At 62.2% G+C, this 25,534-nt stretch carries 20 protein-coding genes, 1 tRNA gene and 5 pseudogenes; 10 read left to right on the top strand and 16 right to left on the bottom strand.

What is annotated here, in order from left to right; translation table 11 throughout:
- Positions 1–4 precede the first annotated feature (4 nt).
- Positions 5–934 carry a phosphate/phosphite/phosphonate ABC transporter substrate-binding protein gene (locus tag C4901_RS16800; RefSeq protein ID WP_110138379.1) on the bottom strand — a complete coding sequence of 310 codons (930 nt, stop codon included), beginning with the start codon at positions 932–934 and terminating at the stop codon, positions 5–7.
- A gap of 168 nt (positions 935–1,102) precedes the next feature.
- Here C4901_RS16800 and C4901_RS16795 point away from each other — a divergent pair, with 168 nt between their 5' ends.
- Together C4901_RS16795 and C4901_RS16790 are read left to right on the top strand one after the other, a co-directional pair.
- Positions 1,103–1,957, top strand: a complete 855-nt coding sequence (locus C4901_RS16795) for a phosphate/phosphite/phosphonate ABC transporter substrate-binding protein (RefSeq protein ID WP_168185793.1) — start codon at positions 1,103–1,105, stop codon at positions 1,955–1,957.
- Between the two features lie 3 nt (positions 1,958–1,960).
- Positions 1,961–4,066, top strand: coding sequence for a bifunctional diguanylate cyclase/phosphodiesterase (locus C4901_RS16790; RefSeq protein WP_110138377.1), 2,106 nt, complete (start codon positions 1,961–1,963; stop codon positions 4,064–4,066).
- Here C4901_RS16790 and dinB read toward each other — a convergent pair.
- From dinB to C4901_RS16760, 6 genes and pseudogenes are all read right to left on the bottom strand, one after another.
- Positions 4,053–5,222, bottom strand: coding sequence for a DNA polymerase IV (gene dinB / locus C4901_RS16785; protein ID WP_110138703.1), 1,170 nt, complete (start codon positions 5,220–5,222; stop codon positions 4,053–4,055). The genes C4901_RS16790 and dinB overlap by 14 nt on opposite strands.
- Positions 5,223–5,621: 399 nt before the next feature.
- Positions 5,622–5,753, bottom strand: a pseudogene (locus tag C4901_RS19665) (restriction endonuclease); the annotation flags it as partial.
- Between the two features lie 66 nt (positions 5,754–5,819).
- The gene (locus tag C4901_RS16775) at positions 5,820–7,172 is read right to left on the bottom strand and encodes an RNA-guided endonuclease TnpB family protein (protein WP_110138376.1); all 1,353 of its coding nucleotides are present in this window, start codon (positions 7,170–7,172) and stop codon (positions 5,820–5,822) included.
- Positions 7,173–7,326: 154 nt separating this feature from the next.
- Positions 7,327–7,776, bottom strand: a complete 450-nt coding sequence (locus tag C4901_RS16770) for a restriction endonuclease (RefSeq protein ID WP_110138375.1) — start codon at positions 7,774–7,776, stop codon at positions 7,327–7,329.
- Between the two features lie 94 nt (positions 7,777–7,870).
- A complete protein-coding gene (locus tag C4901_RS16765) occupies positions 7,871–8,107 on the bottom strand; it encodes a hypothetical protein (protein ID WP_110138374.1) in 237 nt (78 codons plus the stop codon).
- A gap of 20 nt (positions 8,108–8,127) precedes the next feature.
- Positions 8,128–11,142, bottom strand: coding sequence for a UvrD-helicase domain-containing protein (locus C4901_RS16760; RefSeq protein WP_110138373.1), 3,015 nt, complete (start codon positions 11,140–11,142; stop codon positions 8,128–8,130).
- A 1,236-nt stretch (positions 11,143–12,378) separates the two neighbouring features.
- Between C4901_RS16760 and C4901_RS16750 the strand changes: the two genes are divergently transcribed.
- Entirely contained in the window at positions 12,379–13,665 is a 1,287-nt protein-coding gene (locus C4901_RS16750; protein WP_110138371.1) for a nitronate monooxygenase, read from the top strand.
- A 465-nt stretch (positions 13,666–14,130) separates the two neighbouring features.
- On the opposite strand, the pseudogene C4901_RS16745 reads toward C4901_RS16750, so the two are convergent.
- The 3 pseudogenes from C4901_RS16745 to C4901_RS19655 all read right to left on the bottom strand — a co-directional run.
- Positions 14,131–14,530: pseudogene (locus tag C4901_RS16745) on the bottom strand (IS110 family transposase); the annotation flags it as partial.
- Between the two features lie 741 nt (positions 14,531–15,271).
- Positions 15,272–15,794, bottom strand: a pseudogene (locus tag C4901_RS19660) (PIN domain-containing protein); the annotation flags it as partial.
- A pseudogene (locus C4901_RS19655) lies at positions 15,791–16,247 on the bottom strand (helix-turn-helix domain-containing protein). The pseudogenes C4901_RS19660 and C4901_RS19655, both read right to left, overlap by 4 nt.
- 496 nt (positions 16,248–16,743) lie before the next feature.
- On the opposite strand from C4901_RS19655, the gene C4901_RS16730 reads away from it, so the two are divergent.
- From C4901_RS16730 to C4901_RS16715, 4 genes are all read left to right on the top strand, one after another.
- Positions 16,744–16,986 carry a type II toxin-antitoxin system Phd/YefM family antitoxin gene (locus tag C4901_RS16730; protein ID WP_065971916.1) on the top strand — a complete coding sequence of 81 codons (243 nt, stop codon included), beginning with the start codon at positions 16,744–16,746 and terminating at the stop codon, positions 16,984–16,986.
- Complete coding sequence (locus tag C4901_RS16725; RefSeq protein ID WP_205736094.1) at positions 16,986–17,414, top strand: type II toxin-antitoxin system VapC family toxin; 429 nt, start codon at positions 16,986–16,988, stop codon at positions 17,412–17,414. The genes C4901_RS16730 and C4901_RS16725 overlap by 1 nt, the downstream gene beginning before the upstream one ends.
- Before the next feature lie 121 nt (positions 17,415–17,535).
- Positions 17,536–17,751 (top strand): type II toxin-antitoxin system RelE/ParE family toxin, encoded by a 216-nt coding sequence (locus C4901_RS19650; RefSeq protein WP_205736093.1) that lies wholly within the window; start codon positions 17,536–17,538, stop codon positions 17,749–17,751.
- The gene (locus tag C4901_RS16715) at positions 17,735–18,052 is read left to right on the top strand and encodes a DNA-binding transcriptional regulator (RefSeq protein WP_110138369.1); all 318 of its coding nucleotides are present in this window, start codon (positions 17,735–17,737) and stop codon (positions 18,050–18,052) included. The genes C4901_RS19650 and C4901_RS16715 overlap by 17 nt, the downstream gene beginning before the upstream one ends.
- A gap of 486 nt (positions 18,053–18,538) precedes the next feature.
- On the opposite strand, the gene C4901_RS16710 is transcribed toward C4901_RS16715, so the two are convergent.
- Positions 18,539–18,733, bottom strand: coding sequence for a Druantia anti-phage system protein DruA (locus tag C4901_RS16710; RefSeq protein WP_110135574.1), 195 nt, complete (start codon positions 18,731–18,733; stop codon positions 18,539–18,541).
- Between the two features lie 54 nt (positions 18,734–18,787).
- Positions 18,788–20,139 (bottom strand): annotated as a pseudogene (locus C4901_RS16705) (ISNCY family transposase).
- A 97-nt stretch (positions 20,140–20,236) separates the two neighbouring features.
- Between C4901_RS16705 and C4901_RS19645 the strand changes: the two are divergent.
- Together C4901_RS19645 and C4901_RS16695 are read left to right on the top strand one after the other, a co-directional pair.
- Complete coding sequence (locus C4901_RS19645; RefSeq protein ID WP_370445945.1) at positions 20,237–20,404, top strand: type II toxin-antitoxin system RelE/ParE family toxin; 168 nt, start codon at positions 20,237–20,239, stop codon at positions 20,402–20,404.
- A 35-nt stretch (positions 20,405–20,439) separates the two neighbouring features.
- The gene (locus C4901_RS16695; protein WP_110138367.1) at positions 20,440–20,877 is read left to right on the top strand and encodes a hypothetical protein; all 438 of its coding nucleotides are present in this window, start codon (positions 20,440–20,442) and stop codon (positions 20,875–20,877) included.
- Positions 20,878–21,506: 629 nt separating this feature from the next.
- On the opposite strand, the gene C4901_RS16690 is transcribed toward C4901_RS16695, so the two are convergent.
- Both C4901_RS16690 and C4901_RS16685 read right to left on the bottom strand, forming a co-directional pair.
- Positions 21,507–21,583 (bottom strand) — tRNA-Arg (locus tag C4901_RS16690).
- 182 nt (positions 21,584–21,765) lie between these two features.
- Positions 21,766–22,023 (bottom strand): accessory factor UbiK family protein, encoded by a 258-nt coding sequence (locus C4901_RS16685; protein WP_240611794.1) that lies wholly within the window; start codon positions 22,021–22,023, stop codon positions 21,766–21,768.
- 103 nt (positions 22,024–22,126) lie between these two features.
- Here C4901_RS16685 and C4901_RS16680 point away from each other — a divergent pair, with 103 nt between their 5' ends.
- On the top strand, positions 22,127–22,765 hold the full coding sequence (locus C4901_RS16680; protein ID WP_168185792.1) for a TorF family putative porin: 639 nt from the start codon (positions 22,127–22,129) through the stop codon (positions 22,763–22,765).
- Between the two features lie 31 nt (positions 22,766–22,796).
- On the opposite strand, the gene C4901_RS16675 is transcribed toward C4901_RS16680, so the two are convergent.
- Together C4901_RS16675 and C4901_RS16670 are read right to left on the bottom strand one after the other, a co-directional pair.
- On the bottom strand, positions 22,797–23,855 hold the full coding sequence (locus C4901_RS16675; RefSeq protein WP_110138364.1) for a TQO small subunit DoxD: 1,059 nt from the start codon (positions 23,853–23,855) through the stop codon (positions 22,797–22,799).
- Between the two features lie 246 nt (positions 23,856–24,101).
- Positions 24,102–25,298 (bottom strand): cyclopropane-fatty-acyl-phospholipid synthase family protein, encoded by a 1,197-nt coding sequence (locus C4901_RS16670; protein ID WP_110138702.1) that lies wholly within the window; start codon positions 25,296–25,298, stop codon positions 24,102–24,104.
- Positions 25,299–25,534 lie beyond the last annotated feature (236 nt).

The raw sequence follows: 25,534 nt of genomic DNA, 5'->3' as shown, positions 1-25,534 counted from the left end.
CTAGTCAGGGCGCGGCCTGCTGAGCGACCGCAAACCCTTCGCGTTTGGCGTCTTGTCTGAGATATCGATCGATGCCGGTGGCGTAAACCGTACCCCATTGCGCGTTAAGACCCACATCGACATTTCTGTATTGGCGGACCTGCCCGGCAACCAGGCGGCGACCATGCGAGAAACGTTTGCGCAATCGCATCATGGCCTTTTCCCCGGCCGGACTCAAGAGCGCGCGGACGATCTCGCGGCGCACGGGTCCGGGAAGCGTCCGGCTTACGGTGAAGCCCTGGTTGGGGTAGTGGCGGCTCCGCTTCAGGATCGTCACCTTTTTGTGGCCGGGGTCCAGGTAGTGGAGCGTGAGCCGCGGGCCGATGCCGAGCGTGCACTGATGATCCGCCACCGCCTTAAAGATCCTCTTCCATCCATGCATGTTGCGGATGTAGGGCTGGCGCGCGGGGTTGGGAAACAAGCCCGTCACCCATAGCGTCCCGAAGTTCGGGACGGGCGGGGCGCACAGTGTCGCGCCCGTGGCGGCCCCCGCGACCGTCTTCACGGGCGACCCCTTCCAGGTATAGAGGCGCCAGTCCTGGGGCTGCGGGACGCGCGGCCCCAGGGTCTGATGGAGGTAGTGGAGGCGCCAGGCCACGAACTGTGGGCCATCGAAGTAGATATCCGCGCGATCCTTCCATATCCAGAGCTCGTAGGTGAGCCAGCCGTTTGGGTGCCGATAGACCACGGGATGGTGGAGCACCTTGGTGAGGAACGCCGCCACCGGGCCGTAGTCGCGTTGGCCGCGGGCCGCGGTTTCGCGGGGGGCCGATACCAAGATGTAGGGTTTGATGGTTGCGGGCGGCGCGGCATCAGCCGCTGACCAGGGCATCATCGCTACCCCCGCCCCCGAAAGGAGGGCGCAAAACACCCTCAGCGCGCGTTCGTGCTTCATCAGTCCTTCTCCTGAGCAGGCTTTATAGGGGCCAAAAGGCCTTTGACGGTTAACCTTAGCAGGTCTCGGCGAAACGGCCAGGGCCCGCCCGCCATGGGCTATACTCGAAGGTCAGGACGGCGATGGTCGCCGAGCTGGGGTCGGGGTGTGTCGATAGCGGATGATGCCATGCAAGGCTTCCGGCGAAACCGGCGAGGGGTGCACGCCCATGGCCGCGTCCACCTGCGGGTCGCGCTGCTAGCTCTCGCCATGGGTGTGGCCCGAGCCCACGAGCCCGTGTTCACGGTCGGGATCGTGCCCCAGCGGTCGGCCCTGACCCTGGCATTGACCTGGACACCCTTGCTGCGCGCCGTGGGACGTGCCGCTTACTGCCATTTGCATTTCGAGACCGCCCGGAATATCCCCACTTTTGAAAGGCGGGTATTGGCGGGGCGCTACGATATCGCCTATCTGAATCCCTACCAGTATGTCGTGGCCCATCGGAAACGCCGCTACCACGCGTTCCTGGCCGACGCCGGCCACTTGCGCTCGATCCTCGTCGTTCCCCGGGGGAGCCCCGTGCATTCGCTGCGCGCGCTCGCGCACCTGTCGGTCGCCTTTCCCGCCCCGGGATCGCTGGCCGCGAGCATCCTGCCCCAGGCGCTTCTCGCGCGCTACCATATCCCGATACGCCCGGTCTATGTCGCCTCCCACGGCTCCGTCTACCGGGCCGTGGCCGCCGGGCTTTATGCGGCCGGCGGCGGCATCGTCAAGACCTTTCAAGATTTTCCGAAGGCGATCCGCGATCGTCTGCGCGTCCTTTGGCGCGGGCCGCCGTTGCCGCCCCACCCGCTGGCGGTCTTGCCGGGCCTGCCCAAGGCCGTGCTGCGGCGCTTGCGGTCGGCGTTTCTGGGCTTGGCCGGTACGTCGCAAGGCCGTCGCCTGCTCGCATCGATCGGTGTCCGCGCCTTCGTGCCCGCCGACAACCGCGACTACGATCCGATCCGCGCGCGGCCTCTTGCGGCCCTCGTGGCCCCTCGTTAAAGCATGTCGTTTCGCGCCAAGATCATCCTCGCCCTGGTCGTCATGAACGCCATCTTCCTGACGGTCATCACCGGGACCACCCTGCAATTCTTTGCCCATAACGGTTATGAGCGCCTGCGTGCCCATGCCCGGACCGACGCGCGCCTGTTGGCCTCGGCCGCCGTCACCGGCATACTGACCCACGATGTCGGCGGCCTGCAGGCCGTGGTCGATGAGATCCTGACGAATCCGGACATCGGCTTCGTGCGTGTCCTGGATCGTAGCGGCCGGGTGCTTGCCCAAGGCGGGGCGCGCCAGGCCCTCGCACGCCCGTTTCACGAGGGCACTATGCGCCGCTCCGGCAGGTCCCGGTATTTCGAAGTCGATCAGCCGGTGATCGTGGCCGGTGTCCGCTATGGGACCGTGGAACTCGGGCTGTCGGTACGGCCCTTGCGCCACAGGCTCGCCGAAGGCCGCCTGCGCATGACCACGGTGGCCCTGGTCGAGCTCCTGTTGGCGCTCCTGTTCGCGTTTTATTTCGGGAGCTACCTAGGCCGGCGCCTTAAAGTCCTGGAGGACGCCGCGAGCAAGGTCGGAGAGGGTCAGCTGGGCTATCAGGTCATGGTGCGCGGGCGCGATGAGATCAGTCGCACGTTGCGCGCGTTCAACGCCATGTCGCTGCGGCTACGCGAGGCGAGCGACGAGCGCCAGCGTCAGGACGGGGCCTTGAAGGAGCTCGCCGCCACCCTCGAGCGGCGCGTGGCGCAACGCACCCAGGAGTTGGCCGACGCCAACCAGGCCCTGCAAAAGCTCGCGCTGCACGACCCCTTGACCGGTCTGCCCAATCGCGCGCTGTTCGAGCAGGAGCTGGGGCGCCTATTGATGGAGAGCCGCAGGACCCAGGAGTGCTTCGCGGTCATGATCCTGGACCTGAATGGCTTCAAGGCAATCAATGATAGCCGGGGGCACGATGCCGGGGATCGGCTGCTGCGCGCCGTCGGTCAGCGCCTACAGGGCGCGGTGCGCGCCTCGGACGTTGTGGCGCGTTTTGGCGGGGACGAATTTGCGCTGTTGTTGCCGGCCCTGCGCGGGGGCGGTGCCGCCATCGCGGTGATTGCCGAGAAGGTGGCGCGCGCAGTGGCGCAGCCCCTGGCCCTGGGGCTTGAGAACGTGGAAATCAGCGCCAGTATCGGCGTTGCCGTCTTTCCCGAGGACGGCGTCGATATGCTATTGCTCATACGCCGTGCCGATGCCGCCATGTATTGGGCCAAGCGCCACGCGGCGGGCTTTCAGGTCTACGACCCGATGATCGATGTCCAGGCCGCCGAGCCCGATGCCATGCCGCCGCACGAGCGACGCATTCACGCGGCGATGGCCAATGGCGAATTTCTGCTTCATTATCAGCCGATCGTCTCACTCATCGATGGCGCCGTGGTGGCCGTCGAGGCCTTGGCGCGCTGGGAGGACCCGGAGCGCGGGCTCATTTCGCCTGCGGACTTCATGCCGACCATCGAGCGTAGCCGGCTCATGACCGAATTTACCCTTCACGTCCTGGATCGTGCCCTCGATGACCGGGTATTATGGGCCGCCGATCACCCATCGCTCCCGATCGCCATCAACATCTCCGCCTTGGATCTGCAGGATGACGGCTTCGTCCAGCGGGTTCGCGACCGCCTGGCGCAGGCCGGACCGGCGCGTCTGGTTTTCGAGTTGACCGAGGGCGCCTTGGTGAGTAACCCCGACCAGGCCGCCTCGGTCATGGAGGCCCTGCGCGACGCCGGCATCCCGGCGGCGCTCGACGACTATGGCACCGGCTATGCCTCGATCGCCTACCTGCGGACCTTGCCATTTGATCGGGTGAAGATCGACCGCTCGCTGATCGCGGTCATCGATACGAATGTCAACGAACGTGAGATCGTGCGTGCCATCATCGACGTCTGCCACTGTCTGGGATACGGCGTGGTCGCGGAAGGCGTGGAACACGACGGCCTCCAGGAGATCCTGCGCGCGTTGCACTGCGACTATGCCCAGGGTTACGGGATCGCGCGACCAATGCCGGCCGCCGCCTTGTGCGACTGGCTCGCCTGGCGGGCGCCGGCGGGCGCGCGCGACGAGGTCAGCCTCGAGTGATGGCGGTGCCGGCCGTGCCTGCCGGATCCTCCCCGAAAGGCAGCTCCCCTTGCTGACCGGGCACGGCCGTCCCGGACGGTCCCGAAAGCGAGCCCGCACGCACCCCAAGCAACCGCAAGCGGCGGTCGAGCGCGACACGGCGCAGGCACTCCCGGGCCCCGGCCAGGATGTCGCGCGACGCGCTGACCGGGCGTGGCACCGTCAGGTCGCGCGTCACGGTATGGAAGTCGGCGTAGCGCAGCTTGATGCCGATGGTGCGCGCCGCCAGATCCTTTCTGGATAGATCGCCCGCCAGCCGTTCGCACAATTCGACGAGGACCGCCGACAGTCGGGGCCTGTCGGCGCGCGCATCGAGGTCACGCTCGAATGTCGTCTCGCGACTCACCGATTTGGTGGCACTCTCGGTCACCACCGGCCGATCATCCACGCCATTCGCCGATTCACGAAGCCACAGGGCGAGGCGCGCGCCGAAGGCGCGATCGAGGAGGGCCGGCTCGGCCGCCGCCAGTTCCCCGATCGTACGGATGCCAAGGTCGTGGAGCCTGACCGTGGCCTTGGGGCCGATCCCATTGATCTTCGCGACCGACAGGGGCCACACCCGACGCGCGACATCTTCGGGGCCGAGCAGCGTCAGGCCGTCGGGCTTGTCCAGGTCGGAGGCGATCTTGGCGAGCAGCTTGTTGGCGGCAATCCCGAGCGAGCACGAAAGCCCGGTGGCCTCATGGACCGCCCCCTTCAAGCGCAGTCCCAGGGATCGCGAGTCGGAATCGAGATCGGTCAGATCAATATAAACCTCATCGATCCCGCGGTTTTCCATGAGCGGCGCGATCCCGACGATCGCTCTCTTGAAAAGGGCCGAGTAATGACGGTAGGCCTCGAAGTTCGGTGGCAGCAGCAGGGCGTCCGGGGCCTCGCGCGCGGCGCGCATGAGGCTCATCCCCGAATGCACCCCCAGTGCCCGGGCCTCGTAGGTCGACGTCGTCACCACGCCGCGACCCTCATAGGCGCGTAGCGCCATAGGCGCCGCCCCGCCCCCGCCCCGCCGGCCGCCGACGACCACCGGCAGGCCGCGCAGTTGCGGCTGACGCAACAACTCGACCGATGCGTAGAACGCATCCATGTCGAGGTGTGCGACGCGACGGCCAGGCGCATTCATCTTCGTATGATACCGCGCCATCGCGCCGCGCCGCATCGGCGCGCTTGGCGCAAGGACTCCGCTTCGATACTCGCCGGGCCTCTCCCTCGCACTTCGCCGGTGCCCGGGATCCGGCACAAGCTCCCGCGCGCAGCCGGCGCCCGGCATGGCCTGTAATGCATGCGCGATCGAGCCCCGTGCCGCTCTTGCGAATCAAGGAAAGGGCGCCCGCCCGGTGACACGGAATGACAGTCGTCAGGGATCCGACCGGCTGGTGATCCGGATGCCAGCCCGAAGCCCGATGACGTTGAGTCGGCCAAGGGCCTTGCGGTAGCCGCCGACACGCGCTTGCGGGGCTTCGGAAACGTCTTGCCGCCTCGGTCCCTTCAGTGTACCGCGCGCGATTACACTCGGGCCCATCTATATGCGGATGAGATCCGTATGGCGTAAGAGTCGGACCCCGGTGCTTTGCGCAAGCGATCTCGCGGCCGGCGTGTAATCCGTGGTGGTGACGACCGCGGCATGGGTTGCGCGATAATGGCTCAGGGCGGCATGGACCTCCTGTACCGCCTTGACGCCGACCGATTTGGTCCACTGCTTACAGTCAACAACTCCGCCCTAATGGGCCATGCGGCCCACAATGAGGACGGAGCTTGCATCCAGGCTCCACCGCAACTCCGCGTATCTCGAAAGACGCGCGGCTTTGGCTTCATCGCCTGATGCTTCAGGGACGGCTGACAATCGCCCCGTCCTCACCCAGTCTTGCCGGATGAGGAGCGTTCGCATACTGATGTTTCTTGCCGCCACTAAATCGGCATGGAGTGTATGACCACAATGAGCACAAACAAACAGCAGGCCGTTATTGGGTCGATTCTCCTTTCCGGTGTGCCCGCAAATAGAGCACCCCTGACTGGTGTAATCCGCATCCACCCAAATCGGCACACCACCCGACAGCCGGGTTTTGTACGCGGTTTTGGCCTGCACATCCGCAAAACTCCAACTGCTGACCTTGCGGTTGGCCTTGCGCCGTTTCACCGAAGCGTTCTTCGAGCGGCGACGCTCGGTACGATTGCGGATATCCTTCAGCCACTCCAAACCCACCATCGCGTGTGGCTCCGCAATGGCCTTACTCACACAGTGCGCCGTATCCGCGTTCAGCCGTCTTTCTCGCAGCGCCAGTTTCCTCAAAACCGCTTTGGCCCCACGAGTGCCCTTCGCTTGCAGCGCACTCCGTGTACTGGCGGCATGTTCGGCCAAATGCCTCTGGTGCCCGCCGTGATAAAAACGACATTTGCCGCGTGTATTAGATTCCACCGCAATGTTGCGACGGTTCAGATCCACGCCTTTGACGGTGGTGATGCGGTCCATCGGCTTTTCGACCAGTGCCTTGTCGACGGAAACCAGCAGATACCACGCTTTGGAGACCGGGTCCTGCCAGAGCTTGGCGGCACCCAGGGTGATTCCCCGATCCGCCGTGTGCTCCAGCCAGTCCAGATGCCGGTTCCAGCCTTCGTAACGGCACCGAATTCTGCCGTTCAGAGTGCTGATGCTGACCGTCTGGTTTTTGCCCAGAGACCAGTCACGTTTGTGGTTCAGATTCACGGTCAGCGCGGTGAATTTCGGCGCTTTGTCCAGCCCCTTGTAGCGGCGCTTGGTCCAGCCCTTCGCTTTATGGGCAGCGTTGGATTTGGCGCGTTCCCACAACGTCTTGTAGGCCGCCGCCACTTGTCGCGGAGCATTGCAAGCCATTTGGGAGAGCAATCCGTACCGCTCCCGCAAATCCTGGTACACCAGCGTTTGCAGCTTCATGCCCTGCGACATCTTGCCATTGGCGAAAGCCACGGCGGATGCGTGATTCAGGGCATTACGGTACGCCAATGCCGTGCGCCGGACCGCGACGACCTGCTCCTTGTCCAGCAGCAGCTTCAGTTTGCAGGTCAACGCCTGGCTGGTTGGCAATTCTTCGTCCATGTTCACAATGATACATGGTGGTTATTCAGTTGTGAAGCATCGCCGCTACGCGGCGGTGCTACGACCGAAGGGGCTGGTTGGCAATTCTTCGTCCATGTTCACAATGATACATGGTGGTTATTCAGTTGTGAAGCATCGCCGCTACGCGGCGGTGCTACGACCGAAGGAAGTCCCTGTGGGATCCCTCCCCGCCTTGAATGGCGGGGATTCCCGCGCAAAATGGTTGAATGACCAGCACCCGGTCTTCCTTCGTGGCAATCACATCCGCACCGAAGTCTCCCGATTTGCGCGTAAGGCGCGTCTTCCAGCCGTTATGGGAGAGCAGCGCGGCACAGAATTGTTCGTACTGTTCGGGGGTCAATTGCAAGGGGTTGGTGGTGCCGGCCGCCAGAAGGGCGACACGCAGCTTGTCTTGCTTTTGTTTCTGAACGAACCAGGCCAGGGTAAGGGCAACGGCAAAGACGCCGGCCGATATCAGTGTCAGGTGAACGATGGTATCGCCGAAATTCGCGCCTTGTCGCACGGCTTCGAGGAGCAACAGTCCGGCCATGGCCAAGCCGCCAAGGTCCTTTTTTCGTCTTCTGCGACGTCCGCCGAGGGTCATGGCGCGCGAGTCTTCGTCTTGTGATTTCCGGAAAGATGCCAGAACCCCGCCAATACGTCCAGAACTTTAGCGCACCCTCCATGTGGGCGCCACCCTACGCTCGCGGCGTATCGTTTACGATGCCCATAAGGGTCTCCGCTCCACCATAGTAGGGGATCTCGCCGAGGTCGGGCGAAAGGTCTCGGCTGTGTTCGATGCGCGCGACGAACACCAATCGCCCCTCGCGCGTCATCCCGATCCGCGTATCGCGCACTTCATCTTTGCCGCCTGTCTCCACCACCCACACGAACGGGCCAAGGAACATCTCGCGCGCCTGCCACGTCTCCCGCATGGGCACCCACCAAGCACCCGTTACGCGTCCGCGTCATCCCCGGATGAACGGCCTTCGTCGATCTCAAAAAAGGGAAGGTTCTGCTGATCATCGGGGTTGGGCGAGCATCGCTCGCGGCACGCACCATCCTCCTGCGGCACCATCGCGGGGTCCCTCTCCGAGGGTGGGCTGGCCTCTTTCGGGGGGCCATCATCGCGCGCCTTTAGCGTGGGGTTCGACTCCGGGGGCGATGGTGTGTCGGTACGTGGGGCCAGGTTCAAGACGGCCTTAAAAGTGGACCGATAGACCGGGAGATGCTCTTGCAGAAACTCGAGATTATGGGCCTGCGTCCAATGCCGCCACTCGCCTTCTCGGTCGGGATCGCGCAGATAGAGATGGGATTGCAGCAGGTAGACCCCCTGCTGCGCGCGCACAAAAAGCCGACGGTTATAGGCGTAATCCCGGTTGATCTCGTTTCGGGCGAGCAGGCCGGATATATAGGGGCCTTGTTTGCGATTGGGCGGGACGATGATATCGGGCAACCTGGCCCAGACGCGCTCCAAAAGTCCGCGCCGGAAACCGAGGACCAGACCATGGTCGACTGGCGCGTTGGGGATGAGGGCCCAGAGCGTCTGAAAAAGGAAATACTCGGCTTGGTGCTTTTCGAGGCGCACCAGGCGATCGTTGATACGCAGATCGACGCCAAGGGGCGCCAGAAGGCCCCAGAGGGCCGGGAAACTGGTTTGCGCAAACTCCGGATCGGTAAACGCCTCGCGTAATGCGATGTGCGCGGCGTTGCGGCCCAAATGATCGCGACTGTCGCGACGCGCCCCTTTCTCCAACAGCGCCTCGACAAGGGGCACATTTCCCGCTCGCGCCGCCGCCATGAGGGGTGTCTGGTTCATGGGGGTGCGGTGTTCCAGGCCGTACCGCTCGCAATCATTCCATATTTCATTGAAGTGGTGCCGGCTATAACTGGCGAGCCGCGCCTTTACGATCCGCGGCCTTTGCGCGACAAAATGGCGGGCCAAGGAGAACTGTCGCTCCCGGGCCAGGCGCTCAGCGAGCTCCGGGGCATCGTAGAAGGCGGCGTATTCGAAGAGTTGCTGGCTCCCTTTGTTGCCGACCGCGCGCTCGACAAGGACCTTCTGGATCAGTGTCCCGACATGGCGCGCGTCGGCGACCGGCCAGGGCGGCGCTTTTGTCTGAAGGATGTTTGCGCGAATCGCCTCGGCCTGTTCCAGTTTTCCTTGCAGTTCGAGCTTGTGGGCCTCTTTCTGCCACTCGTCGCGTGACGACGCCGGCACGACGATGGGGGCGGCGGCGCGGCTCTGCACGTCCAGCAGATTCAGCAGGGGATGGTTGTGGTCGGATTCCACCAAATACACGCTGTCCGCGGCGCGCGTAATGGCCACGTAAAGGGCGTTTACGAAAAACTTGTAGGCATCGAGCGACCGGTCCCCCTTGTCCTTGGCGCGCCGAAACGTCAACGCCTCGCCCCCCAGGCCATCCTTGCGGACCCCTTCGCATATGGCCGCAAAGGTCGCGCGATGATCGGAAAGAAAACGATAAAGCACGATATGGGGATACTCCAGGCCCTTGGCCTCCTGGACGGAGAACAATAGGGGGGTCGTAAAGAGCGCCCGCGCCGCCGCCTTGTCTTCCTCGCGCAAAACCAGTACCGCATACTGCGTCGACTTCGATATTTGTTGGTTGAGCGCCGAGAGCCCGGCCCTTGCGTCATCCAGGACCTGCACCGCTCCCGCCTGCTCCCCGACCGCCTCCACCAGGAAATTGCTCTCGCGGTCAATGGACCCGAAGCGTTGCCGCTTGATTTCGAGGAGCCGATTAGCGACCTGCGTGACCGTGCGACCATTCCGAAAATTATGCGTGAGCACCTGCACTTCGCGGCCCGTGTTCAATCGTGAATCCGCCCAGAACAGGCTTTTTATCTGGGCCCAGGAAAAGAAATTGGGATGCACGATCTGGTTGGCGTCGCCCCCGAGCACGAAAGCGCCGGGCTTGCGCAGCGCCGCGAGGACCAACGACAACTGAATGGCGGTCAGGTCCTGGACCTCGTCTATGACGACAAAGTCATAGCACGGCTGCACCAGCGGTTTCCAGGCGTGGGCCAGCAAATTGAGATCGAAGAAGCGATGGTCCTTGAGCCACGACTGATAGCGCACAAACACATCGTACGCGGCCGCGCGCTGATCCGCGGCAAAGATGGACTGGCGGACACCAAGCGCCTTGTAGGCCTCGTAATCAAGCACCCCTTCGGCTCGCGCCGTGATGACTCCGCGGATCTCCTCAAAGATCTGATGGGCATCGATCCCTTTGTAGTTTTGGCGAATACGCGCAAACCACGCGCTAAAATCGCGCCAGCTGGCCTCACGTCCCTCCGGAATGCGCCAAGTCTCAAGATAATCCCGGTAGGAGAGGAAGGCCGCCTCCTGTCCCTCGCGCACGAAATCGTGCGCGTAGTAAAGTTCGCGCGCATGCTCCGCGAGATAGGCGGAGTGGGTAATGTAGAGCACATCGCCCGGAATGGTCTTCAGCTTTTCCAAAAGCAAGGCGGTCTTGCCGCTGCCGGCGCCCCCGACCAGGATAAGGGGGGCCGGGGTCACAAAAAGCGCCGCTTGGGTATCATCAAAAGACAGGGGTTTATCCAGGACATGGATGCTTGTGCGGGTCTTCGGCCAATAGCGCAGGGGTGTGGCCTCGCGTCGCGCCTCGACAGGGTCCGCGTCCTGAATCTTGTCCGGAGACACCTCCGCCCCCCGCAGGAAGCGCGATGAGGCGTAATCGTGCTGGCGTATGACCTCGAGCATAAGAAGGGCGGTCTGTTCGCCGTGCTTTACAAGAGAAAAAAGCAGGCGGTCGGCATCGTTGAGCCGCGCCCGGTAGAGCTTCCCGTAGGTGGCGTGGCGAAGCTTCTTGACTTGGGCGGCGTGAAAATCCCCTTGCGCCAAGGCCTCGGCGACCTTGGCGTAGGCGCGTTCGAGCCCGCGAGGATCAAAATCCGTGTACGTGAGGATCTGTAAGGGTTGGTCCATGGCGCAGGGCCTCCCGCGTGAGATAGAGGCCGCCGCGGCCGCGTCAAGGCGCACAGGACCATCTGGATGCTGGCTGCACCCCGCAAAGGCGATGAGGATACCGGCAGCCGATCCGTGTACGCAAGGCCCGGGTCACGGTGGGGTGAGTGATCGCTTCCATATTAGGCCAGTATCTGCTTGGCCTACGCAGGGTCGGGCGCCGCCCCAATGGGCGCCCCGAGGCGGCGTCCGCCTGAAACGTCGGCCGCCCGGATGCTTGCGGGAGACATGTGCCGCCAGCGCGGGCTCTTTTTAGTCTCGAGGGTGATCAAGGACCGGCGGGGCCAGGCGCCCATCGCCCGGGCCTTGGGCCATAGACACACCCGGTCGTCCCCGGCGCCTCCCGAAGCGCCTGCTGCTCCGGCCCCATCCACCACGCGCCCGCGATGCTCTACCAACACCTGTGCGATCGCCGTCACGCCCTCGGCGAGCGGGAATGCGCCCCCGTCCGCCAGGCGCGCGCCGCCGCCTCCGGAAGCGGCTGCTTCATAGGCAAGGCCTCGCGCGGACCGCAAGACCCTCGCTCCTGGGCGACCACGGCTACGCCCACGCGGGGGTTGGTCTTTGCGGTTCGGGGGCCGGGCCGCGTGCGCGCGCCCGGGTACCGCCAGGGCCAGCACCCTCGCAAGGGCGCGCCCATGGCCTCTCACGACATCCCCGCGGATCCGTGCGGCGATTCGCGGGCGGGCACGCCGCTGGCATTATGGACCCATCCCGGGGGGTGTTTACGAGCGGCGGTGTAAAGGGCGTAACCGCGAGGACTGGCAATTCCGGGCCCCGTCTCCGTCCATCGCCCGCGCCCGCTGGCACCGATATCGCAAAACACCATCCGGTCTGTGGTTATCGGCACGCCAAGGCGCTAGACTGCCATCCATGCCCAAGTCGGCAGGGTACCGCGAAGGGCACGAACCCTTCCAAAAAACTGGGAAATATGGCACATTGGCCGGGCGGTCACGCCTCTCCCGCCCGAGGTACTGATGAGCGGTACGGGTTGAGCGCCCGCCATTTGGTCGCCGGCTCGAAGAAAGTGGACGCATGCGGCTCGGCCGTCCTTGCATTCCCATACCGCGGTGCCTCAGGCCGCCCACCCACCCGTTCCGGAGACGAAGAGGGACATTCCCTGATTCAGCCAATCTTGGGTGTTTCCCCGGATCCCTCACATCGCACACGGCCACCGCCAGGGAATCATCTTTTGTCATGAAATGCGTAAACGACTTCCGCCTCCGTCTTGCCGGACGTGAACTGGTACCCATCATCGTCGGCGGTATGGGCGTCGACATTTCGGCCGCGCGTTTGGCGCTTGAGGCGGCGCGGCTGGGCGGGATCGGGCATATCTCGGACGCCATGGTTCCCACCGTGTCCGACCGCCGATTCAAGACCAAGTTCGTCTCTGAAAAGCTTCGGAAATATAAACACAACGTGCTGAACAACGACAAGACCGAGGTGCGTTTCGATCTCGCGCGTCTCGCGGAGGCCACCGCGCTGCATGTCGGCCGTACCATGGAGGCCAAAAAGGGCCCGGGGCTCATCTTCATAAACTGTATGGAGAAGCTCACCATGAACGCGCCCCGCGAGACCTTACGCGTCCGGCTTATGGCCGCACTGGACGCCGGCATCGACGGGATTACCCTGGGCGCCGGCCTGCACTTGGGGTCACTTGCGCTCATCGAAGATCACCCCCGGTTCCGTGACGCGCAGTTTGGGATAATCGTGTCGTCATTACGGGCGCTTTTGCTATTTTTACGCAAGAATGCCCGCTTGGGACGACTCCCCGACTATATCGTGGTCGAGGGGCCGCTCGCCGGCGGCCACCTTGGTTTCGGCATGGATTGGGCGCAGTACGATCTCAAGACGATCGTCGCGGAAATACTACAATACCTCGCGCAACAAGGGCTCGATATTCCCGTGATCCCCGCCGGGGGAATATTCACGGGTAGCGATGCGACCGAGTTTCTGGAGTCCGGCGCCGGCGCCGTACAGGTAGCGACGCGCTTTACGGTGACAGACGAGTGCGGGCTGCCGGAAAAAGTAAAGCAGGAGTATCTGCGCGCGCATGAGGACGACATCGAGGTCAATCTCGTCTCGCCCACCGGGTACCCCATGCGCATGCTAAAGAGCAGTCCCGGCATAGGGGCGGCGATACGACCGAACTGCGAGGCCTATGGTTATCTGCTCGACGGCTCGGGCCACTGCGCCTACATAGACGCCTATGAGCGTGAACGCGAGGCCCGGGGCGCCGACACGGTTTTCTCGGTAAAGGACAAGAGCTGCCTCTGTACCCACATGCGCAATTTTGCCATATGGACCTGCGGCCATTACACCTACCGCCTCAAGGACACAACCCACCTTCTGGCCGACGGGAGTTACGCGCTGCTTTCGGCAGAACATGTTTTCCAGGATTACCAGTACAGCAAGGAGCATGAGATCCGTCTGCCAGAGCCTTCCGACTCCCTGCAAGTGGGCCCTGTAAGACGCATTCGCTAATGTGATCCCCTGAGACGGCTGCCCAGCCCCTGCCACTGAAATCGGAATACGAAATAAACGCGCGCATATGGCGCGAGCGATTTTGCAGATATTGAGGGGTATGCCGTGACATACATCCTCCTTGTGATTCCGTACATTCATCTCATGCAATTTGTGGCATGCCGCGCCGCCCCACACCGGCCCTCCCGGGTTCCCCGATGGAATCGGAATGCAAAGTAACCACGCGTATATTGCCCGGGCTATTTTGTAGATATTCGGCGCCAGGCGGCGCCGCACACACGTTTGCCTCGTGATTCAGTACGTTATATTCGTCCAATTTGTGACACTTTACGCCGACGTAAGCCGATCTTTCTGGATATCGTGCGTGATTTTGTAACAACCTGGGCCATTCTCGTAATGGGCAAAAGCGAGCGCTGCACGAGGGTTTTGCGGCTGATTCGGTTGCCCCCTTTGGGTCGCGGGGGGGCGCGCGGCCTCGGCGATGATGGCGGCATCGCGCGCATCGGTCTTGGCCTCGCCGGCATGGAGGTCCGCGATACGGCGCATGGCCAATCCCGGCAGATACGCGACGGCAACGCCTTCCGCGCGCGCCACTGTGATGGGCAGGGCGCCGATTGTGGCTGGCTGATCGACGACCAGCAGGAGCACGCCGTGCATTCTCAGTTCAGCGATCAAAGTCCGCAGCTTGTCTTCGTCGTTCGGCAGGGCCTTATCCAGCAGGCGCTTGCCCGATCGATCGAGGGCCACGGCATGGTGCGCCCCCTTCCCCACATCGACGCCGATAAAGACATCCACACTGTTGTGGTCTTCATGGTCTGTCATACCCACCTCCCGTATAGCGATGACGCCTACGGCCAACAACCATGGCAGAAAGTCTCGGCATCCACGTTACAGGCGGCCTTGAGATACAACGGGCCGAGCCCCTATTAGCGATGACTGACTGCCTGCAAGACCCGGTGACAACACCCCCCGGATCATGGATGACTGGGGGCGGCAATCATGCCGGGCCTTGCTGGCCGTACCTCCATTGTAGAGGCAGGAAGATAGTAACGGGGTGGAGACCGCCGTTCCTGGGCCACGATTTCTAGAGGGATGGTTCGAAAAAACCCGACAGGTTAAACCGAAAGGAGAGGATTGCCTTTGGCCGATGACGCTGGAATCCAGAGCCGAACGGGATTAGTCACTCTCCAATATGGACTGCTGGTGGGTAGGGTAAGGCCGTTGGGCGCAAAACAGCCGTGGGTACTCGGGTTAACCTTCCCCGATCATCAACCACTCTGGTTTAGATAAGGGATCGGTAGGCGCCTAAGATCTTGGTGGTCTGGATGAGACCTTGGCGTCGTAGGATATCGAGGAACGGGTTAACATCGAATGGTGGATTGACGACCGTGGCGTGCTGACGCCGTGCAGCGGAACCGCCGCTGTGTCCATGTTGAACAGATCGTCCACAAACGCTGCGCGCCATGGAGAGCGAAGCGAGGGCGCGTAGTCCGCGGGAGGCGTAGGTCCGGGCGGGTGGCCGTAGGCCACCTGCAAGGACATCGATACGCCGTCCAGTTATTGTGGGCGAGCCTCTTGTGCGCCAGAAAAGCGCACGGCTCGCCCGCAGGACGGCCGCGGCATCTCGTAGCGGAGCGAAGAGATCATGAGTTGCGCTGAGACCGAAGGCGCGAGGGCGACTTGGACGTCCCGTCGCGCATACTGAGGGCCAGCGCACGCTTGCTCGTCTGGATGCCGAGATTACGATGCCGCAAGATGTCAGAGCATCAGCCGGAAAATCGCGCTGATTGAATGTCACGATGACGCTGGCCTCGCACCGAATGGCCGCCGTCGGCACATGCCGGTCGTCCGGATCAGGGGAGGCGAGACGCGAGACGCGGGACGAGATTCTGATATCCCGCCACCAGTGCGTCAGGAATCGCGCGATCCATCAGGTCCGATGTGCGATCCAGTTGTTCGCGGCGCAGATCCCGCCGGTTGGCGAGCAGATTGCGCTTCCACTCTCATGGATGTCGCGGCTCCGGCGTGCGCGGAAACGTCCAGATAGACCCAGCCACATGAGGAAGTCACGCAGGGGCGCAGGATAGAGGACGCGCGCCGTAAAGGACAGCAAGGGGAGAGCGCTTCATTCATAGCCCATGCCAGGCTCCTGCGACTGACGGGCCAGCTCGGCCATGGCGTGCTCGCGCGCCTCTTTGAACCGCATAAGATCCGTGAGCCGCACGTCACGATGTTTACCTGTCCGATGGAACGGAAGTGCGCCATCCTCAAGTAGCTTTACTAGGTGAGGCCTTGAGACGCTCAAAAGATCTGCTGCTTCCTGGGTGGTCAACTCGGCATGCATGGGGACAACCTTCACGGCATTGCCATTGGCCAACTCAGCCAGGATGTCCACCAGAAAGCGCAATGCCGAGGTTGGCAAATTCTACCCCGTGGGGTTGTAGACGCTTGTCAAAGATCTGAATGCGCTGAGTTTCAAGCCCGCTGGTCAAGTGCGCCGCCAAGGACCACTGTCCTTGCACGGCCGCCTGAATTTCCCGCTCCGCAGGAAGCGTCATCTTCGATGGGGTCGTGGTTGTCATGATGGGTTCCCGCGCATGCGCTAATTTATCGATCACATCGCATACGAAATGATCGCAAATCGCAACAAACGAAACATATGGCTGGCGAACAAGCGGTTGCCAAACAGCGGATGACCTCGTTAGTCCATCCTGAATCGTCGGCACCGAGCGAGATGCGTATCTTTGCTGACACATTTGCGTCATTCGATGGGCCGGCCGCCGAGGGCGGCGTGTACGACCCCCGCCGCTTAGACAGAGCGACTCGGGTATACGGATCGTTTTGGTGGCACAAATGCTCCAGGGGATTGAGCTCTAAAACGCACGCCTCTAGAACGCGCCCGACGCTTCGGTCTCTGGGTGAGATCCGTCCCTCGCAGTAGCGGGCGGGGCACAGTAAATCCATATCTATTGAGCGGGATCGCTGTATATGTTCCGCTGGGATTGCCGACGTTGACAGCCACATGGCCACTGGATAAACTAGTCAACAACTAGTTTATGGCGTAGCAGGAGGTGCGCAATGCCCGAAATCGGCGCTTATGAGGCGAAGACGCATTTGTCTGAGATCTTGGATCGGGTGCGCAAAGGGGAGCGGTTCATTATCACCAAGCATGGGCAGGCGGTGGCGGAGTTACGATCGGTGGCGACCCAGGGCTTGGAAGAGCGGCGTGCGGTTGTGGCCCGCATGAAGGCATTTCAGGCCACCCATGACCTAGGGGATATCTCGTTGCGCGAATTAATTGACGCAGGGCGTAAATACTGATGGCCTTTGTCGCCGATGCCTCTATGACGCTGGCCTGGTATCTGCGCGATGAAGACGCTGAATCCGCCAATCGGGTACGTGAGCGATTGTTGGGGGAGGGTATTTGTGTCCCCGCCCATTGGGCGCTGGAGGTCTGCAATGCCCTACTTGTCGCCACGCGGCGTGGTCGCATCACCATCCAGGAAATGACTGAACTTCTACCGGACTTGCGTCTGTTGCCGGAGACCGTTGACCATCAGACTGACGCGGCTGCCTGGTCGACCACGTTAGATCTTGCAAAGGCCCATGGGCTGACGTTGTACGACGCGGCCTACCTCGAGCTTGCGCTAAGGCGCGAGTTGCCACTTGCCACGTTAGACAAAAGGCTTCATGGCGCCGCCATTGCCGCGGGCGTCGCCATCGTGCCTGAGACGCAAAAGGGATCATAAAACCTTAAGCGACGGCAATGGCTTCCCGTCCGCGTCCGGGTTCCTATGGCTCACGTTTTCGTCAGGGTGGACCATGTGCTGAGCACTTGTCCGCGCAGTCCCCCTTGCGCTTGCTAGAAACGTGGTGGAGTGCGAACCCTCATCGCGACGAATTAAGGGCAACCGGCGGTTCTTCGTCTTCGGTTTCGAGAAGAACGAGCGGGCCAACATCGACTCGGAGGAACTGGGCACCCTTCAAGATCTTGCTGCTGATTTGCTGGTTAGAACGGCTCGGCAGCTCAGTGAAGCGGCCGAAGACGGTTCGCTACAGGAGATTTGTCATGACAACCAAACCTAAGGCGCGAAGTCGAATTTTCGAGGCCGTTTACGAGACGGCAAGCGACCTGCATCGTCTCGGGTTTATCGACAAGCGCACAACGCGGAAGTATGACATCCTGTGTATGGAGCCCGTCCCGGAATACGACGCGGAAAGGATCCGCACATTGCGGAAGAATCTCCATCTGAGCCAAACCGTGTTGGCCGCTGTGTTGAATACCAGCGTGTCGACTGTGCGCAAGTGGGAGGTCGGCGACAAAAAGCCGAGCGGCCCATCATCGAAGCTTCTCCGCCTGATCGAAGGGCTCGAAGCAGTTTGCTAGCGCAGATAGGGAGGGGCAAGCGGGGGGCCCATTCGGACGAGGTTGCTCGTGCGCCACGGCCGACTGACGCACCCAATGACTAGGGTAGCGGATGGCTTCTCGGCTAACGCTCAAATGAAACGTGTCACCTGGGATGGCCTTGGGCCCAGTAGATACTCCGAGGGCGCCTGGGCACGCGCTCTGACCCGAACTTAGCAGCCGCCCGACGTTGTGATAAATTGATGTTATTTCAAGGAGTTGGTGCGCCCTAGAGGATTCGAACCTCTGACCTTTGGGCCTGATGGGCGATGTCAATTCGGTGGGTGACGGCATCAGCAATTCTCAATGTGAACTGGCTCCGCCTCGAATGGGGGCGTCCGCTTAAGAATTTACGGGGCTTGCAGGAGCCTTTGTCGGGCATCGGGCACCAGCGGGTAGACCAGGACGCGCTCAGCAATTCTCAATGTGAACTGGCTCCGCCTCGAATGGGGGCGTCCGCTTAAGAATTTACGGGGCTTGCAGGAGCCTTTGTCGGGCATCGGGCACCAGCGGGTAGACCAGGACGCGCTTGGGGCTTGCCCCATGGCGTTCGTGATGGCGATCCTCACGGCCGCGGCCCGTGGTGAGACCGACGTCGATCCAGTGGGCCGCGCGGTAGCAGTGGCCCGTAAAGCGTGTGGGATCAACAAAGGTCTCAGCCAAAAGGGGGCGGACGCCGTAGGCGGTTTGCCAATCGAATGGTTTCCATGGCGACCCTCAACTGCTGTCGGGCGCGTCGATGTCGAGACCCCGCAGCATGAAGTCGAGCAAGGCCTCGAAACTGTCGAAACACATAAAAGTTGTGAGCGCCCGAATGCTGTCGAAAAAGCTTTTGCGGGTGGGGAGGGTCGCGCGCAACACGCGGTATTTTTGGTTGGTTATTTCCTGGAAAGTGTGCAGCAGGAAGGCCAGCAGGTTGAAGGTGCACAGCAGCGAGGAGAGATACTTCTTGCCGTGCCCAAAATTGTGTTCAAGATGGTACCCCTTGGTCTTCAGAACATTGTTGTTGCCATTCTCGATCCTCCAGCGCGCGCGGCCCGCTTCAGCGACTTTCGCGACATGAGCTTTATCGAGTGCATGCTGGGTGATCCAGGCGTTCTGGTATGTCTGCTTGCCCGCGGCGTCTTGGGTGGTCAACTCCAGCCAATTGACCGCTAGGGCATCGTCGCCCTCGCGCAAGGGAACGTGGTTGACGAAACGATAGGTGTCAGTCCAGGCTTTCTTGCCCTTGCGGCGCAGGACCTGGTGAGTCTGTATAGCCCCCTGGGCGGTGAGATCTTTGATCGATTCGGTGAGCGTGACGTGGGAGCTCGGCTTGCACACGAAAAGGAAATGGAGTCCCAGGCCCAAGACGGTTTCGCACATCGGCTGGCGGCTATACAAGTCGTCGCCCAGAATCGTCGCGTTGAGCGCTTTGATGCGGGCACCATGGGCGGTAAGCCACCGCTTGGCTGCCGCCGTTTCACAATCCTGCTTGTCGTGACCGTCCTGGGGGTCACGAATTCCGGCGCCAGCGCGATGACCTGGTTGCGTTCGGGAGACACCACGACCGGTGTAACCACCGTGTGCTGATAGCTGACCTCGCCCTTCCTGTGTTCGATCTTCGTGCACTGCCGGCAATGGACGGTATGAGAATGGTGATAGCTTGTCCCGTCTAGGGCGATCAGCAGCTGGCCGGCACCGTTCTGGGATGAGGAGAGAGAAACGCGAAAAGGGTCAATATGGCCGCCCGCGTTCAGTGCCTCGAATGTCTGTTCGAATAGGGGGGTGACATGACTGGGCGCCACCGGGTCCAGCAGGTTGCGGATGCAGTTGTCAGTCGGGATCAGGTTCATGCCAAAGAGCGTGTGCGCGTTGCTCTGGCCTTTGGTCTGTTTCATCGTCCTCTGATAGGCTAGAAACGAAGGGCTTTGCATAGTGAACACGGCAAAGGCCGCCAAGGCCGCGTCTTCCATGGCGTAGACGCAGTTCTTTCCCGTCCGCTTGTCCGGGAACCGCTGCATCAACTCCCTGAGGGAGGCCACTAATCCCTTAAAATCAAGGGGGCTCCCAACTAACGGAAAAGCCAAGCTCTGCTCGCTGAATATTATGACCCAGCGCTTTATACCGTGAACCGTAACTTTTGTCCAGCCCCCAGACATACCGGTTCATGGCCGTGACCCGGTATTGATAATCATTCCTACATTTAGAACTGCTGGTGACGGCATCCATGAGTTGCGCATCCATATAGGCGCCGGATGGCGAGTGTATTTCGCGCTACGGGCCGGTCAGGTGGTCGTATTGCTGGCAGGGGGTTCGAAGCGAACTGGGTCTTGCCGTACACAAAACCCTTGAAATGATGACAACGATTCAATAATGTCGTGAGTTCCATGATTAAGCGCGCAGCCTCCTCGATTCAGGGTTCGCTTAAGGCCTCTGCGGAGGCCCTAGCGACACTCAAGACCTATTGTAGAGATATTGACCGCTGGCCGCAGAGTTGGGCGGGCTTCCCCGATCTGGACGTGCCCGTGGGCGAACGGATCGTGGCGGAGTTTACGCCCTTTCTCCTGGCCTTGATCAGTGAGCGACGGACGAAGAAGACGGTGAAGAAATATGCCGATTACCTTTGGGTCCTGGGCGGCGAACTGATCCGGCGCGTCAGCACCGACGAGAAAGCTCGCAAGCTCCCCGCCCGTGCGCTCATCTTAAAACACATCGATGAGACGGGTGGGCCCCTGTGGCGTCACGCGCGTGATGAACAAGAACACGCGGTTTACGATGCCGTGTGCCGGCGGTTCTATCAGTTCCTAACCGGCACCAAGAGCTAAATGACACCCACTAATTCCGCTGAGGAGCCAAAAATCCTCGGGATTTTACACTGAGCTTTGACGGTGGCAGATTCATCCTTCGGGGTCCTCCGGCCAATATTCGAATTCATCAAAAGCAGATGCCACACGTTGAAAACGTCTTCTTTGAGTGGGGCGGGCGAGACCATCGGTCGCAATCTCCGGTATGCACGAATGTGACGTCCACACGGTGCTGCGAGAGTGCCGGCGCATGGGTGCGTAAGCCAAGGGGCGTCTACACACTGCAATCAGGGTAGGGCTGCCGAGCTCGTGAGGGGTCGAGGATCTTTGTGGCTAGCCGGGATCGCCGAGCCGCGCCCCATCGCCGCAACACAGGGTTACGTCTCAGGTCTGGCGTGTGCCTGCGGCGGGCGGCGGGAGTGGGGCGCTAGGCTAGCGCTCAAATCGTGTACGCGCCTGAGGCCGCCTCGGAACCCTATGGGCACCCAGTGGGCACCGTATGGGCACACGCTGCAGTCCGGGCAATTTGGCGGTTTCAGGCCTACGCTCAGGAACGTTGGCCTCGCGACAGGGGTTTTGCGAGCGTTAGCTCATGAGGCCCACGGTTAGCGGTCGGCGTAAGGAAAAAATTCGCTGGAATTTCAGTGGGTTGGTGCGCCCTAGAGGATTCGAACCTCTGACCTTTGGAATCGGAATCCAACGCTCTATCCAACTGAGCTAAGGGCGCATAACGCGCATTGTAGCAAGTTTTGACGGCTAGCCTTTGTGCCCCGTAAGCCCCTGAGCGCTGGCATCGGAATCCAACGCTCTATCTAACTGAGCTAAGGGCGCGTGGGCGCTAAGGATAGCGCGAAGCGCGCATGGGGTCCATGCCGCGGCGCGTCTCTCCCCTCCGCAAGTCTCGCGGGCTTAAACGGCGGTCGGCGGGTTTTTGCTAGACCCGGGGTTGGTGCCGTTTTTGGCCTCGAGCTCCGCGACCTGACGTTCGAGGCGTTCGACCAACTCGCGGGTCTTCTGAAGGACCGCCTGTTGTACCTCGAACTCCTCGCGCGTCACGAGGCGCAGCCTCTGGAAGGTGCTGTCCAGGACGGCGCGGACGTTTTTTTCCACGTCCTGTCCGAACTCCGGGGGGACCGCCGCGCGGGCGGTCGCTGCGATTTGATCCAAGATTCGTGTTAGCATGGGCGTAGTATAAGCCTTTCTCCTTGTGACGCGAAGGGGCCGGGGCGGGAGGACTGGTCAGCGGCCCCGGCTGCTATATAATGCGCTCGTGCGCACCCTGACCCGCCTCCAATCGGCCCTGGCCCTGACCACCTTGTTGGCGCTTCCCGCCTACGCGGAGGGCGTGAGCGGGCAGGTGTCGCTCATGAGCAATTACGTCTGGCGCGGCATCTCGGAGTCGAACGGCAACCCCGCCTTGCAGGGATCCGTGACGGCCTCCGGGCCGGTCGGCCTGTACGCCCGCGCATTCCTCACGACGCTCGACTACCGCGGGGCCCACGAGCGCGCCGATTTCACAGGCGGTATCCGCGACATGACCCCTTCGGGACTGGGATTCAACGCCGGCGCCACCGCCTATCGCTTCGATGTGAGCTCGCTCAATTTCGAGGAGACCTTCCTGCGGTTGCGGTTCGGGCCCCTGTCGGCCGGCGTCTATCATGACTGGCAGCACGGCAATACCTATCTTGAGGCCGGGTACCGCGTGCGCCTGGGTAGCGGCTTTGGTCTCATGCTCCATGCCGGGCATACCAGCGGTGACACGGTGGCGTCCTATGACGACTATGGTGTCGGCTTCACCAAGTCGTGGCACAGCTTCAGCGCGGGCGTTTTCGTGACAGCCATCGATCATCATGTCATCTCGGGCCTCCATGGCACTCAGGTCGCCCTGGTTCTGACAAAGGCCTGGTAAGGAGCGCCGGTCACTCGACGGCCAGGCCCCATCAGGACAGCGCGGCCTTGGTCTTGAACGTCTTGCCGTTGATGTTTTCGAACAGCACCGTGTAGTGCCCGGCCTTGATATGCACGACCTTCGTCGGGTGCAGGGTGATCCAGGCCTTGGCCCCCATCTTGGCCTTGAGGCCAAAGAGTCCAGGCGCAAACTTGTTGTAGCGGTAGACGTTCTTGATATGTCCCTTGACCGCGTTCTCGAGGGCCTTGCCCTTCCACGCCTCCACGACCCCCTTCGGCCCCTCGACGGCCACCTTGACGACGTGCGAGGGTGCGGCCGGTGTCCCCCCATTCAGGTAGGCGAGCACCTTCACGCGGCCATCCTTATGGAGGGTGGCGCGGCTCAGGCTGATGTGATGCTTGCTCGGGCTGACCGGTCCGCCGTGGAATTTGGTGAAGATCGAACCGCGGTAGTAATTGTAGAACACGAGCATGAAGAGCGCGGCGATGATGGCAAGCCCCTTGCCCAGGCCCTCGGTCTCGCGGGCCGTAAATGGCGCGCTGCCCAGCCAACGGAACCATCCGGCGTCCGCGAGATTCGGGTTGCGACGCAAAAGCCAGCTATCGACGGACCACAGGCCGCTACCCGCCACGAATACCGTGCAGCCCATGGCGAAGGTCGATGCCGCCATGGTCCATTCGTCGATGCAAGTGGCGCCTTGCCACCCAAAGACCAGCATGAGCGAGACGCTCAAGGCGAGGCTTAGGATCACGCTCGCGCGGGTCAGGACACCGAGAATAAGTCCGAGGCCGCTTATGAGCTCGACCGCGCTCACCAATACGAGCAGGTCGTAGACGAGGGTCGGGTGGTGGAGGATGGCGCTCAGGACATGCCCAAGCCCGAGCACCGCCCCCGGCATGCCCGCCTGTAGCTTGTTGGCCATCCAGCTATGCGCATGGGGGTCGAGTTTCTTGGGGGCATATATGAAGCGTCGCGTGCCACCGCCCCAATAGATCCAGCCGAGGATGAGGCGTACCGCCAGCACCGCGGCGCCCGACATGCGAAATACGGTTGGCTGATCGTAGGTCTGCTCAAGTGCGTGTCGGGCCATGGTTCTCACTCATCCGTTGGCATGTCTTTGTTGTTCTGTAAAGTGTCCGCCCAGCGATGCGACGGCCACCGCACTAGAAGAAAACTCTACTTAACCATACGCCCCAGGCGCTCGCAAGAGACTGAGACCGGGGCCCACCGTGGTGCTGACCGCGAGACAGGCAAGGAGGTTCCCTGACGGGGCGCGCCCGTGGCCGTGGTCCTTGCAAGAATGCCCCGGGTCGCCGATGGCGACCCTCCTGAATCGTCAGGCGCTCTCGGCGATCTCGTTATCCAGGTCGTGTTCGGCGTACCAGGCGTCCCGGGTCATGCGCAACCCCTCGAGCGAGCGGGCCATCTGGATGTGGAAGACCACGAGGTCGCCGATCGCAAACGAGGCCTCGCAGGCGGCGAGGTAGAATTCCCACATGCGCGCGAATCGCTCGTCCCAGCGTCGCACGACCTCGCCCCGCCGGGCCTGAAAGCGCTTCTGCCATTCGTGCAGGGTATATCCGTAATGAAGCTTGAGCACCTCGATGTCGGCGACCTTGAGGCCGGTCTTCTCGATCGCGGGGACAACCTCGGAGAGCGCGGGATTGTAGCCGCCCGGGAAGATATACCGCCGGATCCACGGGTTGGTCTGGCCGGGGAGCCCGCTTCGGCCGATATGGTGGAGGAGCGCGAGCCCCCCCGGGGCCAGGCGCTCGCGAACCTTGGCAAAGAAGGTCTCGTAGTGGGGTGCGCCCACATGCTCGAACATCCCCACGCTCACGACCCGGTCGTAGAGACCTCGATGCTCGCGGTAATCCTCGAGCCGGAATTGGACGCGGTCGGAGAGTCCGGCCTCGCGGGCGCGGGCGGTCGCCACGCGGTGCTGTTCTTTCGAGAGCGTGATCCCGGTTACATCGACGTCCGCGTTCCGGGCGAGATGGAGGGCCAGGCTGCCCCAGCCGCATCCCACGTCAAGCACGCGCTGACCGGGTTTGAGCTCGAGCTTGCGTCGTATGAGTTCGCACTTGGCGACCTGCGCCTCCTCCAGGGTCATATCTGGGTTCGAGAAGTAGGCGCATGAGTAATGCATGTCGCGGTCCAGAAACAACCGGAACAGTGATTCGTCCAGATCATAATGGTGGGCGACGTGGCGACGGCTGGCCTGGCGGCCGTTGCCTTGTTCGAGATAGCGCTTAAGGTTCGTGAAAAGCGAGGAGGGGGGTTCGTCGGGGATGTTGCGCAAGAGCACCTCGAGCAACATCGCCAAGCCCTTTGGCGCGTCCCAGGCCCCGTCCATGTAGGTCTCGCCCATCTGAAGCCAGGGGTCGCGGATCAGGCGGCGGATCGCCGACTTGTCCGTTATGACCCATTCGGCCTCCGGCGATCCCTCGCCGTAGCGCCCCACCTGTCCGTCCGGGTAACGGACTGTCAGACGGCCGATTTTGATGACGTCGGCCAAGATCTTTTCCAGCATAAGCGTCCTCCGGTAGCGACGTTGCGCGGAGCGCCCGGTGTCTCGGGCCGCCATCCCTGCGATATCCTGTCGAACCGATTCTAGCACTCGAAGACCATGCCATGCCTAGGGGCAGGGCGGTCCGTGGCCCCGTGGGCCGTTCGCCCATTGACTCCGGCAACGGTCGAGGTTAGCCTCGCACAGCCGCTGGCGATCCCCGCGTCGGCGCCGTATTGCCCCCCAACTTGTCATTCGCT

This window comes from Acidiferrobacter sp. SPIII_3 (assembly GCF_003184265.1).
Classification (GTDB): Bacteria; Pseudomonadota; Gammaproteobacteria; order Acidiferrobacterales; family Acidiferrobacteraceae; genus Acidiferrobacter.
Note: the sequence above shows the minus strand (reverse complement) of the source record. Positions and strands in the feature narration are given on the sequence as shown.

Coding starts and splice junctions, on each gene's coding strand:
- C4901_RS16725 (WP_205736094.1), top strand. CDS start 16,986: ATGGCCTTTGTCGCCGATGCCTCTATGACGCTGGCCTGGTATCTGCGC.
- C4901_RS16730 (WP_065971916.1), top strand. CDS start 16,744: ATGCCCGAAATCGGCGCTTATGAGGCGAAGACGCATTTGTCTGAGATC.
- C4901_RS16715 (WP_110138369.1), top strand. CDS start 17,735: ATGACAACCAAACCTAAGGCGCGAAGTCGAATTTTCGAGGCCGTTTAC.
- C4901_RS16765 (WP_110138374.1), bottom strand. CDS start 8,107: ATGCGGGAGACGTGGCAGGCGCGCGAGATGTTCCTTGGCCCGTTCGTG.
- C4901_RS16795 (WP_168185793.1), top strand. CDS start 1,103: ATGCAAGGCTTCCGGCGAAACCGGCGAGGGGTGCACGCCCATGGCCGC.
- C4901_RS16760 (WP_110138373.1), bottom strand. CDS start 11,142: ATGGACCAACCCTTACAGATCCTCACGTACACGGATTTTGATCCTCGC.
- C4901_RS16770 (WP_110138375.1), bottom strand. CDS start 7,776: ATGACCCTCGGCGGACGTCGCAGAAGACGAAAAAAGGACCTTGGCGGC.
- C4901_RS16775 (WP_110138376.1), bottom strand. CDS start 7,172: ATGGACGAAGAATTGCCAACCAGCCAGGCGTTGACCTGCAAACTGAAG.
- C4901_RS16670 (WP_110138702.1), bottom strand. CDS start 25,298: ATGCTGGAAAAGATCTTGGCCGACGTCATCAAAATCGGCCGTCTGACA.
- C4901_RS16750 (WP_110138371.1), top strand. CDS start 12,379: ATGAAATGCGTAAACGACTTCCGCCTCCGTCTTGCCGGACGTGAACTG.
- C4901_RS16675 (WP_110138364.1), bottom strand. CDS start 23,855: ATGGCCCGACACGCACTTGAGCAGACCTACGATCAGCCAACCGTATTT.
- dinB (WP_110138703.1), bottom strand. CDS start 5,222: ATGAATGCGCCTGGCCGTCGCGTCGCACACCTCGACATGGATGCGTTC.
- C4901_RS16790 (WP_110138377.1), top strand. CDS start 1,961: ATGTCGTTTCGCGCCAAGATCATCCTCGCCCTGGTCGTCATGAACGCC.
- C4901_RS16800 (WP_110138379.1), bottom strand. CDS start 934: ATGAAGCACGAACGCGCGCTGAGGGTGTTTTGCGCCCTCCTTTCGGGG.
- C4901_RS16695 (WP_110138367.1), top strand. CDS start 20,440: ATGATTAAGCGCGCAGCCTCCTCGATTCAGGGTTCGCTTAAGGCCTCT.